The 15,350-nt window shown below is 72.9% G+C and carries 15 protein-coding genes; 11 read left to right on the plus strand and 4 right to left on the minus strand.

Annotated elements, in window-relative coordinates:
* Positions 1 to 125 precede the first annotated feature (125 nt).
* A complete protein-coding gene (locus AB0B97_RS27010) occupies positions 126 to 854 on the minus strand; it encodes a D-Ala-D-Ala carboxypeptidase family metallohydrolase (RefSeq protein WP_357497522.1) in 729 nt (242 codons plus the stop codon).
* A gap of 176 nt (positions 855 to 1,030) precedes the next feature.
* Between AB0B97_RS27010 and AB0B97_RS27015 the strand changes: the two genes are divergently transcribed.
* Positions 1,031 to 1,543 (plus strand): HIT domain-containing protein, encoded by a 513-nt coding sequence (locus tag AB0B97_RS27015; protein ID WP_357497809.1) that lies wholly within the window; start codon positions 1,031 to 1,033, stop codon positions 1,541 to 1,543.
* 34 nt (positions 1,544 to 1,577) lie between these two features.
* Here the strand turns inward: AB0B97_RS27015 and AB0B97_RS27020 are convergent, their stop codons facing one another.
* On the minus strand, positions 1,578 to 2,060 hold the full coding sequence (locus tag AB0B97_RS27020; RefSeq protein WP_357497524.1) for a hypothetical protein: 483 nt from the start codon (positions 2,058 to 2,060) through the stop codon (positions 1,578 to 1,580).
* Between the two features lie 97 nt (positions 2,061 to 2,157).
* On the opposite strand from AB0B97_RS27020, the gene AB0B97_RS27025 reads away from it, so the two are divergent.
* Complete coding sequence (locus tag AB0B97_RS27025; protein ID WP_357497526.1) at positions 2,158 to 3,216, plus strand: aldo/keto reductase; 1,059 nt, start codon at positions 2,158 to 2,160, stop codon at positions 3,214 to 3,216.
* A gap of 433 nt (positions 3,217 to 3,649) precedes the next feature.
* Here AB0B97_RS27025 and AB0B97_RS27030 read toward each other — a convergent pair whose 3' ends face one another.
* Entirely contained in the window at positions 3,650 to 5,806 is a 2,157-nt protein-coding gene (locus tag AB0B97_RS27030; RefSeq protein WP_357497528.1) for an elongation factor G-like protein EF-G2, read from the minus strand.
* Positions 5,807 to 6,056: 250 nt separating this feature from the next.
* Between AB0B97_RS27030 and pgsA the strand changes: the two genes are divergently transcribed.
* From pgsA to AB0B97_RS27070, 8 genes are all read left to right on the plus strand, one after another.
* Positions 6,057 to 6,686, plus strand: coding sequence for a phosphatidylinositol phosphate synthase (gene pgsA / locus AB0B97_RS27035; RefSeq protein ID WP_234583580.1), 630 nt, complete (start codon positions 6,057 to 6,059; stop codon positions 6,684 to 6,686).
* A gap of 52 nt (positions 6,687 to 6,738) precedes the next feature.
* Positions 6,739 to 7,671, plus strand: a complete 933-nt coding sequence (locus tag AB0B97_RS27040; protein ID WP_357497530.1) for a phosphatidylinositol mannoside acyltransferase — start codon at positions 6,739 to 6,741, stop codon at positions 7,669 to 7,671.
* Between the two features lie 16 nt (positions 7,672 to 7,687).
* A complete protein-coding gene (locus tag AB0B97_RS27045; protein WP_357497532.1) occupies positions 7,688 to 8,848 on the plus strand; it encodes a glycosyltransferase family 4 protein in 1,161 nt (386 codons plus the stop codon).
* An 82-nt stretch (positions 8,849 to 8,930) separates the two neighbouring features.
* Positions 8,931 to 9,434, plus strand: coding sequence for a hypothetical protein (locus AB0B97_RS27050; RefSeq protein WP_357497534.1), 504 nt, complete (start codon positions 8,931 to 8,933; stop codon positions 9,432 to 9,434).
* A gap of 159 nt (positions 9,435 to 9,593) precedes the next feature.
* A complete protein-coding gene (pdxS, locus tag AB0B97_RS27055; protein ID WP_308195357.1) occupies positions 9,594 to 10,511 on the plus strand; it encodes a pyridoxal 5'-phosphate synthase lyase subunit PdxS in 918 nt (305 codons plus the stop codon).
* A 44-nt stretch (positions 10,512 to 10,555) separates the two neighbouring features.
* Complete coding sequence (pdxT, locus tag AB0B97_RS27060) at positions 10,556 to 11,158, plus strand: pyridoxal 5'-phosphate synthase glutaminase subunit PdxT (RefSeq protein WP_357497537.1); 603 nt, start codon at positions 10,556 to 10,558, stop codon at positions 11,156 to 11,158.
* A gap of 263 nt (positions 11,159 to 11,421) precedes the next feature.
* The gene (locus tag AB0B97_RS27065) at positions 11,422 to 12,174 is read left to right on the plus strand and encodes a YebC/PmpR family DNA-binding transcriptional regulator (protein WP_139587604.1); all 753 of its coding nucleotides are present in this window, start codon (positions 11,422 to 11,424) and stop codon (positions 12,172 to 12,174) included.
* 143 nt (positions 12,175 to 12,317) lie between these two features.
* Positions 12,318 to 12,971, plus strand: coding sequence for a DUF402 domain-containing protein (locus AB0B97_RS27070; protein WP_357497539.1), 654 nt, complete (start codon positions 12,318 to 12,320; stop codon positions 12,969 to 12,971).
* A gap of 43 nt (positions 12,972 to 13,014) precedes the next feature.
* Here the strand turns inward: AB0B97_RS27070 and AB0B97_RS27075 are convergent, their stop codons facing one another.
* Positions 13,015 to 14,025, minus strand: coding sequence for a helix-turn-helix domain-containing protein (locus AB0B97_RS27075; RefSeq protein ID WP_357497541.1), 1,011 nt, complete (start codon positions 14,023 to 14,025; stop codon positions 13,015 to 13,017).
* A gap of 252 nt (positions 14,026 to 14,277) precedes the next feature.
* Between AB0B97_RS27075 and AB0B97_RS27080 the strand changes: the two genes are divergently transcribed.
* Positions 14,278 to 15,285 (plus strand): peptidoglycan-binding protein, encoded by a 1,008-nt coding sequence (locus tag AB0B97_RS27080; RefSeq protein ID WP_357497543.1) that lies wholly within the window; start codon positions 14,278 to 14,280, stop codon positions 15,283 to 15,285.
* Positions 15,286 to 15,350 lie beyond the last annotated feature (65 nt).

Here is a 15,350-nt window from a genome sequence, read left to right on the forward strand (position 1 = left end):
CCCGCAGCAGGGAGGCCACTACATCCATGTTCGAGCACGATCATGAGCGGCGCGGACGCTCGATGCCTCGCCCGCAGGGCGACCTGCGGCACTGGCCGTCAGGCAGAACCGTGGCGCGGTGGCTGTCAGATGCCGCAGGTGGGTGCCGACCAGCCGCCTACCGCCGCGACGTGGGTGTGGTCGTTGTGGTCGGGGTAGCCGGGGCCGAGGATCTGGCCGAAGCCGTGGTTGCGGGCCTGCTGGGCCAGCCGGCAGAACGACGGTGAGCCGACCAGGTCCACCGCGTCGCCGTACAGGTGGCGGCTGTTCGACGCCCCGCCGACCGCGCTGTTGCAGGTGTAGCTGCGAAAGCTGCTGCTGATCGCGATGGGCACATCACCGAGGGCGTGCCGCAGGGCCTGGAGCTTCCACATCGAGACGAGGGCGTTGGCGCGGGCGGTGCTCGCCGCGACCGCACCGCCGGACCAGGTGCTGTTGCAGTTGTTCAGTTCGGCGTAGCTGAAGTTGACGGGTGTGCAGTCGTCGTCCTGGAGGGCGTACAGACGGTTGAAGGTCTGCGGGCCGGCGACCCCGTCCGCGCCCAGCCCGTACGCCTGCTGGAAGCGGATCACCGCGGACCGGGTGGCGGGGCCGTAGGCGCCGTCGATGGTGAGCACGGCGCCGTAGCCGGGGTAGCCGGCGACGCGGATCTGGAGTTGGCGGACGTCCTCGCCGGACATCCCCTGGGACAGGGTGCGACCCCAGGTGTAGCAGCCGTCCGCGTGCGCCGCGCTGGCGGTGAGGGTGACCCCGGTCACCGTGGTGGCGGCGGCCAGCGCGAGCGCAGCGATGATCCTGCCGAGTCGTCGGATCATGAAGCTCTCCATCCATTGATTCAAGTGCCTGAATGCATGGAAGTTTCAGGTCTGGGCGGCAATCCGTCAACAACTTGCAGCAAGGAGTTTCCCGGTGACGGGTGTCGCGGCCCGCCCACGCGGCTCCGTAGGATCGGCTCGTGACAGGGGCGGAGCGGCACACGGACAGCGACGGCATGGCGGACGGCCTGGATCGGCTCTGGACGCCGCACCGGATGACCTACATTTCCGGCGAGGACCGCCCCGCTGAGGGCTACGAGAAGCCGACCGGCTGCCCGTTCTGTCTGGCTCCCGGGCTGCCCACCGAGGAGAGCCTGGTGGTCGCCCGCGGCGAGCGCGTCTTCGTCGTGCTCAACCTCTACCCGTACAACCCGGGGCACCTGCTGGTCTGCCCCTACCGGCACGTCGCCGACTACACCGACCTCGACGAGCCGGAGACTGTCGAGCTGGCCTCGTACACCCAGACCGCGATGCGGGTGATCCGCAAGGTCAGCAACGCGCACGGCTTCAACCTCGGCATGAACCAGGGCGGCGTGGCCGGCGCCGGCATCGCCGCCCACCTGCACCAGCACGTGGTGCCCCGCTGGGGCGGCGACGCGAACTTCATGCCGGTGATCGGCCGCACCAAGGTGCTGCCCCAGCTGCTCGGCGACACCCGCGACCTGCTCGCCCGGGCCTGGCCGTCCTGACCGCGCCGTCCGCGCGGGGTCCGCGCCGGTCCGGCTAGTCGGCGCGCAGCAGCGGGACGAGCTCCGGCCAGCTCTCCACCCGGTGTACGAGCGGCAGCAACGCGGCGTGCGCGGCGACCTCCGCCCGGCGGGGCCGGAACAGGTAGCGGTGCGGCACCGAGTCGAGGTAGCCGAGCACCTCCAGCCTGTCGTCCACGAAGTGGGTCAGTTCGAGCTGCCGGGCGATCGGCGCCTTGTCGGGCCGGGTCCGGCAGAAGTGCACCCGCTCGACGGGGATCCCGGTGCGCGCCGTGAAGTCGTGGTGGGCCAGCCACTCCCAGGTCCGCCGCTCGGTGGACTCGCCGCACTTGGAGACGAGACGCACCTCGTCGAACGCCGGCCCGAGAGCCGCGAGCGCGTCGAACGCCCCGTCGACCATGGGTGTGCGCAGGTAGTGCGCGCCGAAGAAGGAGGTGTCGGCGTCGTCGTCGGCCGGCTCGATGAGCACACCGCCGATGTCCACGCCCAGCCGTCGCATGGCGTCGATCATGCCGTACGGCCCCGACGCGCGCGTAACGCGTTTCCGCGTGCGGAGTTGCTACGCCCCGGCCCGGTGAAGGTGGCACGATCGGCCGATGGCAGTGACGACACGGATGTTGGGGCGCAGCGGCATCGAGGTCAGCGCCCTCGGCATGGGGTGCTGGGCGATCGCCGGTCCCTGGGCGGAGGGCACCCAGCCGCTGGGCTGGGGCGCGGTCGACGACGACGAGTCCGTGCGGGCGGTACGCCGCGCGCTCGACGAGGGCATCACCCTCTTCGACACCGCCGACACGTACGGCGCGGGGCACGGCGAGCGGGTGCTGGGGCGGGCCCTCGCCGGCCGTCGGGACGAGGCCGTGATCGCCACCAAGTGGGGCTACACGTTCGACGAGGCGACCCGGCAGGCGACCGGGGAGGACGCGTCACCGGCATACCTGCGGCGGGCCGTGACCGCGTCGCTGCGCCGGTTGGGCACCGACCGGATCGACCTCTACCAGCTGCACCTGGCCGACCTGTCGGTGCCTCGCGCGCAGGCGCTGATCGGCGTCTGCGAGGACCTGGTCGCCGAGGGCCTGATCCGCGCGTACGGGTGGAGCACCGACCGCCCGGACCGGGCCGCCGCGTTCGGACAGGCGGCCTCCGGCGCCACCGCCGTGCAGCACGCCCTGTCGGTGCTGCGCGACGCACCCGAGCTGCTCGCCGTCTGCGACAAGTACGACCTGGCCAGCGTCAACCAGGGGCCGCTGGGGATGGGCCTGCTCACCGGCAAGTACACGGCCGCGTCGACGTTGCCCCGCGACGACGTGCGCGGGTTGGCGCCGGGCTGGCTGGAGTGGTTCCGGGGCGGCCGTCCCGCCCCCGAGTGGCTGCGCCGGGTCGGGGCGGTCCGCGCCGCGCTGACCGCCGACGGGCGCACCCTCGCCCAGGGCGCGCTGGGCTGGATCTGGGCGCGCAGCGGTCGCACCATCCCGATTCCCGGCTGCCGTACGGTCGCCCAGGTCGAGGAGAACGCCGCCGCGCTGCGCCGGGGGCCGCTGGCGCCGGACCAGTTCGTCGAGGTGGAACGCCAACTCGCCGCCCTGCGCACCGCCGCTCTGCGCGACGCCGACCGCCCGCACTGGCCCCGCCCCGCCCACCCCACGACCCACCCCTGACCCGCGCTCGGCCCGCAGAGGGCACACCGTCCCCGGAGCTGGAGCTGGAGCTGGAGCTGGAGCTGGAGCTGGAGCTGGAGCTGGAGCTGGAGCTGGAGCCGGAGCTGGAGCTGGAGCCGGAGCCGTTCCGAGCGGGGGTCCGTGGCGTTGGTGGGGTGGCCGTGTCGTGGCGTCCCGCGCGGTGTCGTGCGGGGCGGCGGTGCCGCCTCCCGTGCTGCTGTCGCGTCCTGTCGAGCTGCCCCAGATCTGGGGCAGCGTCGGCGCGGATGCGGGATCAAGGCGTATTCGACCCGGGTCCTGCGAGTGGCTGGAGCCGGCCGGCTGGGAACGGTCCGCTCCGGCAGCGGTGCCCCGAATGTGGGGCAGCTCGACAGGACACGACGGGGAGGAACCGCATCGGCGGTTCCTCCCCGTCCCTGCGTAGCAGGCGGGGTTACGGGGTGTGTTCCTTGCGTGCCTGGTCGGCCAGGTGGGTGGGCATCGGGTCGTGGCGGACGAAGTGACGGCGGAAGGTGCCCGTGCCGGCGGTCATCGAGCGCAGCTCGACGGCGTAGCGGAGCAGTTCGGTGGCCGGGACCTCGGCGCGCACGAGGGTACGGCCCTCGGCGTCCTCGTCGGGTTCGGTGCCGAGCACCCGGCCGCGCCGGCTGGACAGGTCGCCCATAACCGCGCCCACCGAGCCGTCGGGCACCCGGATGGTGACCTCGTCGATCGGTTCCAGCAGCGTCGGCTGGGCCCGCTCGGCGGCGTCGCGCAGCGCGAGCGCGCCGGCGGTCTGGAAGGCCGCGTCGGAGGAGTCGACGCTGTGCGCCTTGCCGTCGACGAGGGTGACCCGCAGGTCCACCACCGGGTGACCGGCGACCAGTCCGCGTTCCAGTTGGGCGCGGACGCCCTTCTCGACGGACGGGATGTAGTTGTGCGGCACCGCGCCGCCGACGATCCGGTCGACGAACTCGAAGCCGGCGCCGCGGGGCAGCGGCTCCACCTCGATGTCGCAGACGGCGTACTGGCCGTGGCCGCCGGACTGCTTGACGTGCCGGCCGTGCCCCCGTGCCGGCGCGGTCAGCGTCTCGCGCAGCGACACCTTGACGGGTTCGGTGTCCAGCTCGACGCCTCCGGCGCGCAGCCGGTCCAACACGACGTCGGCGTGCGCCTCGCCCATGCACCAGAGCACCAGCTGGTGGGTCTCCGGGTTGCGCTCCAGCCGCAGGGTGGGGTCGCCGGCGACCAGCCGGGCGAGGTTGCGGGCCAGCGCGTCCTCGTCGGCGCGGCTGCGGGCGACGATCGCCACCGGCAGCAGCGGCTCCGGCATCTCCCACGGCGCGATCAGCAGCGGGTCGTCCTTTGCCGAGACGGTGTCGCCGGTCTCCGCGCTGCCCGACTTGGTGATCGCGCAGATGTCGCCGGCCACGCAGTGCGGCACCTCGCGCAGGGTCGCGCCCAGCGGGGTGTAGATGTGCCCGACCCGCTCGTCGGCGTCGTGGTCGGGGTGCCCGCGCTCGGCCATGCCGTGCCCGCAGATGTGCACGGTCTGCTCGGGGCGCAGCGTGCCGGAGAAGACCCGGACCAGCGAGACCCGACCGACGTGGCGGTCGACTGTGGTCTTGACGACCTCGGCGACCAGCGGGCCGTCCGGGTCGCAGGTCAGCGGCGGGCGGGGCGAGCCGTCCACGCCGGTGACCGCCGGCAGCTCATGCTCCAGCGGCGACGGGAACGCCGCGGTCAGCACCTCCAGCAGGGTGTCCAGACCGACGCCGGTCTCGGCGCAGACCGGCACCACCGGGTAGAAGTGGCCCCGGGCGACGGCCTTCTCCAGGTCCTCGATGAGCACCTCGGTGCTGATCTCCTCGCCGTCGAGGTAGCGGTCCATGAGGGTTTCGTCCTCGCTCTCGGCGATGATCCCCTCGATCAGCTCGTTGCGGGACTCGTCGATGGCCCGCTGGTGCTCCGGGTCCGGGTCGCGTACGTCGGCGGGCAGCCCGGCGGAGTAGTCGAAGACCCGTCGGGTGATCAGCCCGAGCAGGCCCTCGGTGGAGACACCGTCGTCGCCGAGCATCGGCAGGTACAGGGGCATCACGTTGTCGCCGAAGACCCGCTGGCAGAGCGCCACCGCCTCGTCGAAGTCGGCGCGGGGCTGGTCCAGTCGGGCCACCGCGACGGCGCGCGGCATGTCGACCGCCGCGCACTCCTCCCACAGCGCCACGGTTGCGGCGTCCATCCCACCGGCCGCGGAGACGACGAACAGCGCGGCGTCGGCGGCCCGCAGGCCGGCCCGCAGCTCGCCGACGAAGTCGGCGTACCCGGGCGTGTCCAGCAGATTGACCTTGATGCCGTCGTGCAGCAGCGGTGCGCAGGACAGGCTCACCGAGCGCTGCTGGCGTACGGCGGCGGGGTCGTGGTCGCCCACGGTCGTGCCGTCGACGACGCTGCCGGCCCGACCGATGGTGCCGGTAGCGGCGAGCAGCGCCTCGACGAGCGTGGTCTTGCCCGATCCGGAGTGCCCGACGAGCACCACGTTGCGAACCCGCGCGGGGTCGGTCACCACCGGCGTGCCGCCGGTGGCCCCCTTTTCCTGATTTTTCTGCGCCATGGGGCGCACCTCCCTCAGCCGGTGGTGGGTGGCGACCGCCGCGCGACGGGTAGCGGCCCGGGGCGAGTGCGCGGCGATATCCTCCGGTGGTCTGCTGCACAGCGGGAACTCAACGGGCGGGCGGGTGAGCTGGCTCACCCTTTGGCTCGATCTCACACCCGTTGCCGGACAGGCACAAGCCTGCCCCGGGCGGGTCGGAGGGACCGGCCGTATCGCCGGACCTGGGCGGACCGTTATCGTGGGGACCGCCATGGCGAAGATCTTCCAAGTGTCGGCCCGCGCGGGGATGACCCGCGTCGTCGAGCCGATCGCACGTGCCCTCCTGCGCGCGGGCGTCACTCCCAATGCCGTCACCGTCGCGGGCACCGTTGGTGTGCTCATCGGCGCGCTCGGCTTCGGTGCCCGCGGCCACCTGGTCGCGGGCGCGTTGATCGTGACCGTGTTCGCGCTCACCGACCTGCTCGACGGGACGATGGCCCGGATGAGCGGCGGCTCCACCCGCTTCGGCGCGTTCCTCGACTCAAGCATGGACCGGGTCGCCGACAGTGCCGTCTTCGGCGCGGTCGCGTACTGGCTGGCCACCCGGGGCGACCACTCCGGGGTGGCCGCCGCCCTGCTGTGCCTGGCCGCCGGTGGGCTCGTCTCCTACGTGAAGGCGCGCGCCGAAGGGCTGGGCATGACCTGCAACGTGGGCATCGCCGAGCGCACCGAGCGGCTGCTGATCGTCGGGGTCGGCGGCATCCTCACCGGCGTCGGCGTGAAGCCGGCGCTGGAGATAGCGCTCTGGCTGCTCGCCGCCATCTCGATCTTCACGGTGGGGCAGCGGATGGCGCACGTCTACCGCCAGGCCCAGCAGCTCCAGCCGGACGGCCAGGCGTGAGCGCGGCCGGCACGTCGGCGACCCGGCGTCGGACGACCGGCGGCCGAGCCGCGTGAACCTCACCGAGCTGGGCTACGTCGCCGGCTGGCGGCTGGTCCGCGCGCTTCCCCGGCCGGTGGTGGCGGCGGCGTTCCAGGCGGGCGCGGACCGCGCCCATCGCAGCGGCGGCGGGGGTACGGCCCGACTGCGCGCGAACCTGCGCCGGGTGGTCGGCCCGGAGCTGCCCGAGGCCGAGCTGGACGATCTCGTCAAGCGCGGGCTGCGCTCGTACGCCCGCTACTGGATGGAGGCGTTCCGGCTGCCCGCGTTGAGCAGGGCGCAGATCCTGTCCGGGTTCCGCCTCGACGGCGCCGAGCTGTTGGCGGCCGACGTGGCCGCCGGCCGGGGCGCAGTGGTGGCGCTGCCGCACGCCGGCAACTGGGACGCGGCGGGCGCCTGGGTCGCGGCCACCGGCTGGCCGATCAGCACCGTCATGGAGCGGCTCAAACCGGAGAGCGTGTACCGGCGTTTCATGGCCTTCCGGGCTGAGCTGGGCATGGAGATCCTGCCCACCCACGGTGGGCCGCGTCCGGCGTTCGACGTGCTGCTGGACCGCCTCCGCGCCGGCGCGGTGGTGCCGCTGCTGGCCGACCGGGACCTCTCCGCCCGGGGGGTCGAGGTGGACTTCTTCGGTGGGAAGACCCGCATGCCCGCCGGGCCGGCGCTGCTCGCGCTGCACACCGGAGCGCCGCTGTACGTGGCCTCGATGTGGTACGAGCAGGACGCGGCGTGCGCCTCGCTCGCCGGCCCGCTGCCGGTGCCCGGCCCCGAGGCGGGGCCACTGGACCAGCGGGTCCGGTCGCTGACCCAGCTGATCGCCGACGGTCTGGCGGCGGGCATCGCCCGCCATCCGCAAGACTGGCACATGTTGCAGCGGATGTGGCTGGACCAGACGAGGGCGGGGGAGGGCACGGCGCTGCCCTCCTCGGCCCCCGGCCAGGGCTGAGAGGGTGGGCTGACGCATGCGGATCGGCATCGTGTGCCCGTACTCGTTCGACGTCCCCGGCGGGGTGCAGAACCACGTCATGGATCTCGCCGAGGCGCTGATCGTGCTCGGTCACGAGGTGAGCGTGCTCGCTCCGGCGGATGAGGATTCGCCGCTGCCGGCGTACGTGGTGTCCGCCGGCCGGGCGGTGCCGCTGCCGTACAACGGGTCGGTGGCGCGGATCGCGTTCGGTCCGGTCTCCACGGCCCGGGTCCGGCGCTGGCTCACCAACGGTGACTTCGACGTGCTGCACGTGCACGAGCCGCTGACGTTGAGCCTGTCGCTGCTGGCGGTGCTCTCCGCGCGCGGCCCGGTGGTGGCCACGTTCCACACGGCGATGACCCGTTCGCGGGTGCTGGCCGCCGCGCAGGGCGTGCTGCAGATCGTGTTGGAGCGGATCACCGCCCGGATCGCGGTGAGCGCGCTGGCCCGCAAGGTGCAGGTCGAGCACATGGACGGCGGCGCGGTGGAGATCCCCAACGGGGTGGCGGTGGCGAAGTTCGCCGACGCCGAGCCGCTGCCGGGCTGGCCGGGGGAGTGCGGGCCGGGCACCGGCGGCACGGTGGGTTTCCTGGGGCGGTTCACGGAGGCGCGCAAGGGCTTCCCGGTGCTGCGCGACGCTTTCGTGGCGCTGGCGGCGACCCGCCCGGGGTTGCGGCTGCTGGTCGCCGGCCCGGGTGACCCCGACGACCTGTACGACCAGTTCCCGGCCGCGCTGCGGGAGCAGGTGACGTTCCTCGGGCTGGTCTCCGAGGCGGACAAGGCCCGGATGCTGCGCAGCGTGCACCTGTACGTGGCGCCGAACACCGGCGGCGAGTCGTTCGGGATGATCCTCACCGAGGCGCTGGCCGCCGGCACCACTGTGGTGGCGAGTGACCTGGACGCGTTCCGCCGGGTGCTCGACGGTGGGCGGGCGGGACGGCTGTTTCCGACCGGAGACGCGGTGGGGTTGCGCGAGGCCCTGTCCGAGCTGCTCGACGAGCCGGCCGGGCGGGCCACGCTGAGCGCCTGCGGCGATCAGGTAGTGGCGAATTTCGACTGGCCGGTGGTTGCCCGGCGTGTTCTTGAGGTATACGCAGCGGCGATCGAGGCGACGGACGGACGGGTCATCGACCAGGAATGGGTGGGGCTGGGCTGAGCCGTGTGACGGATGGTGCGGCTGGTGACGCCGGTGACCGGCGCGGGCGCGCGCAACGGAGGAGAAACGGAGCAGCACTACGATGCCGCACATGTGGTGGGTGGTGGCCGCGAGCGTGCTCGTGGGGGTGCTTGCGGCGTACCTCATCTGGACCGCCGGCCGGGTCGAGCGGCTGCAGGGCCGCGCGGAGCTGGCGGCGCGGGCCCTCGACGCCCACCTGCTGCGCCGGGCGGCGGCCGCCGCGGTGTTGGCGGAGCGGCGTTTCGGCGTCGAGTTGTACGCGGCGGCCCGGGTCGCGCTGGACGCTCCGCCGCAGGAGCGGGAGGCGGCCGAGAACGACCTGACCCGGCAGTTGCGCGCGGTGCGGCTGGATCCGGCCGATCCGGACTGCACGGCGGTCATCGCGGCGAGCCGCCGTTTGGCGTTGTCCCGGCAGGTGCACACCGACCTGGTTCGCGACGCCCGCTCGGCGCGCAGTCGTCCGCTGGTGCGGTTGTTGCGGATGGGGCGGGGCCACCAGTGGCCGCGCTACTTCGACATCGACGACCCGACGCTCGTGGTGCCGGCGGACGTTCCCGCCGGCTGATCCGGGCGGGCGCGGGCTGATCGGGGCGGCGGCCCGGCGCGGCGGTGAGCAGGGCCACAGTGCAGGCCACCGGGGGTCTGATTGGCTGTCGGCGCGGCGTTGACCAGTGCGTAGCATTTTCGCTGCCACCCCCACCGCACGTCCAAGGAGCGTTGACCCGTGCCCGAAAACACCGCCTCGACCACCGGCACCGCCCCCGTCGTCGGCACGGCCCGCGTGAAGCGGGGCATGGCCGAGATGCTCAAGGGCGGCGTGATCATGGACGTCGTCAACGCCGAGCAGGCCAAGATCGCCGAGGACGCCGGCGCGGTCGCCGTGATGGCCCTGGAGCGGGTCCCCGCCGACATCCGCGCACAGGGCGGGGTCTCCCGGATGAGCGACCCCGACATGATCGACGGGATCATCGAGGCGGTGTCCATCCCGGTGATGGCCAAGGCCCGCATCGGTCACTTCGTCGAGGCGCGGATCCTCCAGTCGCTCGGCGTCGACTACGTCGACGAGTCCGAGGTGCTGACCCCGGCCGACTACGCGAACCACATCGACAAGTGGGCCTTCACGGTTCCGTTCGTGTGCGGGGCGACCAACCTGGGCGAGGCGCTGCGGCGGATCACCGAGGGCGCGGCCATGATCCGCTCCAAGGGTGAGGCCGGCACCGGTGACGTCTCCAACGCCACCACCCACATGCGGAAGATCCGCCAGGAGATCGCCCGGCTGTCCTCGCTGCCGGCCGACGAGCTGTATGTCGCGGCCAAGGAGCTGCAGGCCCCGTACGAGCTGGTCAAGGAGGTCGCCGAGAGCGGCAAGCTGCCGGTGGTGCTGTTCACCGCCGGCGGGATCGCCACGCCGGCCGACGCGGCGATGATGATGCAGCTCGGCGCGGAGGGCGTGTTCGTCGGCTCCGGCATCTTCAAGGCCGGCAACCCGGCCCAGCGGGCCGCCGCGATCGTCAAGGCCACCACCTTCCACGACGACCCGGACGTGCTGGCGAAGGTCTCCCGCGGTCTGGGCGAGGCGATGGTCGGCATCAACGTCGACGAGATCCCGCAGCCGCACCGCCTGGCCGAGCGCGGCTGGTGACGGTCGGCGTCCCATCCGGGCGGCGTGATGCGGGGAGGAACGGTATGACGGCACCCGTGATCGGCGTGCTCGCGCTGCAGGGTGACGTCCGTGAGCACGTCGCGGCGCTGGCCGCGGCGGGCGCGGACGCCCGCCCGGTCCGGCGTCCGGGCGAGTTGGACGCGGTCGACGGGCTGGTGATCCCCGGCGGTGAGTCCACCACCATCAGCAAGCTCGCCGACATCTTCGAGATGCGCGAGCCGATCGACAAGCGGATCGCCGGGGGCATGCCCGTCTACGGCTCCTGCGCCGGCATGATCATGCTGGCCGCCGAGGTGCTGGACGGCCGCGCCGACCAGCGCGGTTTCGCGGGCATCGACATGACGGTACGGCGTAACGCGTTCGGCAGGCAGGTCGACTCGTTCGAGGCGCCGGTGGAGGTCGACGGTGTGCCGGGGGAGCCGTTCCACGCGGTGTTCATCCGCGCGCCGTGGGTCGAGCGGGTCGGCGCGGCCGTCCAGGTGATCGGCAAGGTCACCGGCGGCCCGGCCGCCGAGCGGATCGTGGCGGTGCGGCAGGGCAACCTGCTGGCCACCTCGTTCCACCCTGAGCTGACGGGTGACCTGCGCATACACGCGTACTTCGTCGAGCTGGTGCGGGCCGCCTGAGCGGCCGGCCGGCGCGGGCGCACGGGCATGGATCCCGGCCCCCGGTCGTTGGTCCTGGACGGGCTCGACGCCGTGCCGGCACTCCGGGCAGGTCCCGGGTGTGACATGGCGGGGTGTGACCTCGGTAAGATTGCCGCGGTTCGGCAGGGCCGTCGCCCGGCGCGGCACTTCCCGCGGGGCCGACCGGCCGCCGGATCGCCGAATGCGGCGCGGAGTCGGTGCGGCAGTCGACGCAGGCGTGCAATGACAGACGGAGGTAGAAGATGTCCGGCCACTCAAAGTGGGCGACGACCAAGCACAAGAAGGCCGTCATCGACGCCAAGCGCGGCAAGATGTTCGCCAAGCTGATCAAGAACGTCGAGGTGGCCGCGCGCACCGGCGGTGGCGACCCCTCCGGTAACCCGACGCTCTTCGACGCGATCCAGAAGGCGAAGAAGAGCTCGGTGCCGAACGACAACATCGACCGCGCCGTCAAGCGCGGCTCCGGCCTGGAAGCCGGCGGCGCCGACTGGCAGACGATCATGTACGAGGGGTACGGCCCGAACGGCGTGGCCATGCTCATCGAGTGCCTCACCGACAACCGCAACCGGGCGGCCACCGAGGTGCGCACCGCGCTGACCCGCAACGGCGGCTCGCTCGCCGACGCCGGCTCGGTGTCGTACATGTTCTCCCGCAAGGGCGTGGTGATCGTGCCCAAGGAGGGCACCAGCGAGGACGACGTGATGATGGCCGTCCTCGACGCCGGCGCCGAGGAGGTCAACGACCTCGGTGAGGCGTTCGAGGTGGTCTCCGAGCCGACCGATCTGATCCCGGTACGGACGGCGTTGCAGGACGCCGGCATCGAGTACGAGTCGGCGGAGTCCTCCCTGATCCCCAGCATGAACGTCCCGCTGGACGAAGAGGGCGCTCGCAAGATCTTCAAGCTGATCGACGTCCTGGAGGACTGCGACGACGTGCAGAACGTCTACGCGAACTTCGACGTCAGCGACGACGTGATGGCGGCCGTCGACGCCTGAGGTCCGGCTCGTCCGGCCCGTCCGGCGTTCCCGGCGTGATCCACACCAGGTCGCCGAGGTGGGGGTGTCCGCGCGAGCGGTTGCCCCCACGTCGGCGACCTGACGTGTCTCAGCGCCCCCGCACGTGCGATCGACTCGATGTCGTGGACGTCGGGGCGAACGAGGAGGTTCGCAAGGTGATGGTGGAACGCCGATTCGCGCCGGGTGACGTGGTCGTCCGGCGGGAGATCCTGCGGGGCGAGGTCTGGTTCGGCTGCCCGACGATCTGCGTCGAGGACTCGCCCGACCTGCTCGCCCTCTACCTGCCGTCGGGGGCGGAGTTCGGCTTCCCGACCGACGGCGTCTTCCCCTGCGGCCGGCACCCGTGGGAGACGGCCGGGCACCGCTCCTGGTCGGGGCACGGCAAGCTGATGCTGCACCGGCCGGGCGAGGCGCACTCGGTCGACGTGTTCTGGACGGGCCCGCAGCGCGACTTCGCCGGCTGGTACTTCAACCTGCAGGATCCGCTGCGGCGTACCCCGATCGGGGTGGACACTCTCGACCACGAGCTGGACCTGTGGTGGGGCGCGGACGACGACCGGTACGTCTGGAAGGACGTCGAGATCTTCGCGCAGCGTCTCGTCGAGGGGCGCTACCCGGGCATGGCGGACGCGATCCGCGGCGAGGGCGACCGGATCGCCGCCCTGCTCGACGCGGGTGAGCGTTGGTGGGATCCGGCGTGGGCACGATGGCAACCCGATCCGGCCTGGTTGGTGCCCCGGTTGCCGGCCGGCTGGGCCACGGTGCCCACTCACTGACGACGAACGGCCACCGTGCGGGCGGCGTGGGCCGTGCGGGGCGTCAGCCTTCCGGCACCCGATCGACGAGGAACACCTGGTCGGGTTGGCCGGTGCACGGCTCGGCCACCGCCTCGGCCGGCACCTCGCTGGCGTCGTCCCGGATGCCCACGCACAGGTCGCTGTCCGATGGGCGGAGACGGTACGCGTCCGGTGCCGTCCCGGTCGGTTCGAAGCGGAACAGCTGCGCACCGTTGTCGGAGCTGCACTTGTCATAGGGCTCGATGAGGTTGCGGCCGGGATCGTCGCGCCGGACGGTGAGGCAGCCCAACCCGTTCACCGGATGGTCCCACTTGACGTAGTAGAGGTCGTCGGCGACCGGCACCAGGTAGGTCTCCGGCGGGGTGGCCCCGGCGCAGGGGCGCTGGACCGCGACCGCGTGGTCGTAGGCGCCGCTGCGGTCGCGCCCCTCGCTGATGCAGAGCTGCGGGGCGGAGGCGGGACGGATCCGGCTCCGGCCGCTGGCCGGCGGCGTGCCGTTACCGGCGACCGAGGCGCTGCCGCCCGGCGTGGCCGACGAGGTGGCGGCCGGCTTCTCCGCCGTCCGTTGTTCGTCGTCGTCGGGCCACAGCAACCAGGCGCCGAACGCGGCAAGCACGGCGACGGCGGCGAGCGCCGCCAGCGGCGCGGGTCGCGTGAACCACGACCGCGCCCCGTCGGGGCCGCCGGTCAACACGTCGCCCGGGTCTTCGAGCGACGGCGTCGCCCCGGTAGCCAGCGCAGCGGGCGACGTGAACGCGCCGGCCGCCAGGCGGTCCCGTGCCCGCAGCCACTCGTCCACCTGGTCGCCAGCGCCGCACGCACGCACGAACGCCGCCAGCACCTCGGGTCGCGGCAGCGTGGACCGGCGCAGGACGTCGGCGGCGGTGCTGCGGGCCAGCACGTCGCCGGCCGTGGCCGCGTGCTGTTCCAGTTGCCGGAACGTCAGCCGGGACCGGTCCTTGAGGCGGCGCAGCAGATCGACGAACTCGGCCGGGTCGGCCGCCTCGTCCGGTCGGAGGTCCCCCATGGTCATCGCCTGATTCTCCTGACCCCACGCGCCCCGGGGCAAGGCGCCGTGCGGCGTCTGTCCGAGATGGTCGGACAAGACCCGGACAGAAGGCCCTGAGCTGGTCGGACACCGCCGCGCCCCGACCAGGGCATTGTCTCGGACGACCCGGCTGTCTAGCGTTTTCCCCGACGGCCGCGCCGCTGACCGGCGTACGGACCGACGGCCCCGACCGGCACCGGTCCGGGTCCGACCACATCAACGACGCGGGGAGATCCGATGATTGACGCTGCCCGGGATCCGGTGCCGCAGGTGGCCACGGCGGGGGAGTACGTGGTGGCGCTTCGGGACGTGCGGCGACGCTCCGGCCTGACGTACCGGGAGATCTCGCGCCGGGCCTCGGCGGCCGGGCACTGGCTTCCTCCGAGCACCCTCGCCACGATGCTCGGGCGGAACACTCTGCCCCGCGAGCGGACCGTCGTGGCGTTGCTCGCTGCCTGCGGCACTCCGGCGGCGGACGTCGAGCGGTGGGTCGGCCTGCGCCGCGACATCGAGGCCCGGCTCAGCGAGCCCATGCGCCGGGAGGAGGAGTCGACGCCACCCGACCCGACGTCTCCCGACGCTGACAGCCCTCAGCGGACACCTGGTGACCCGCGTCGGGCCACCGGACCGGCACGTCGGCGGCTGCGGATGGGAGCGCTGGCCCTGGTGGGCGCGCTGACCGTCGGGGCGCTGCTGCCGCGCGGCGAGGGCACCACCACCCCGTCGGCCGCCGTCTGTCCGATCGTCCTCCGCCAGGGCATGTACGGCCCCTGCGTGCTGGATCTACAGGAACGCCTGGTCGCCGTCGGGCTGCGCGTACCCGTGGACGGCTGGTTCGGCCCGGACACCACCAGCCGGGTGATCGCCTTCCAGGCGTTGGCCGGTCTGTCGGTCAGCGGCACTGTGGACCAGCCGCTCCTGGACGCCCTGTCGGGTGATCCGGTGCTGCCGGTCCCCTGGCCGGAGAACCGCGTCAGCACCCACCTGCGGAAGACCTTCGCCCCGGACGCGGCCGAGGCGGTGCGGCTGGCGCGGTGCCTGTCCGGGTTGGACCCGCTGCGGGTGGAGGTGACCGCCGACGGGTCGCGGCGCTGGGGTCTGTTCCAGTTCAGCGACATGGAGCTGTCGCGGCGCGGCGTCGACCGTCGGACGGCCCTGGATCCGGGCTGGAACATCGCCGCCGCGTGGGACGTCTGGTCGCGTACCGGCGATTTCAGCCACTGGCGCTGCCTCCCGACACCCTGATCGACCGCCGCTCCCCGCCCGGTCGACAGACCGGGCGGGGAGCCCCCCGTCACACCGGCGGACGA

It is taken from the genome of Micromonospora sp. NPDC049004 (assembly GCF_040649315.1).
Lineage (GTDB): Bacteria > Actinomycetota > Actinomycetes > Mycobacteriales > Micromonosporaceae > Micromonospora.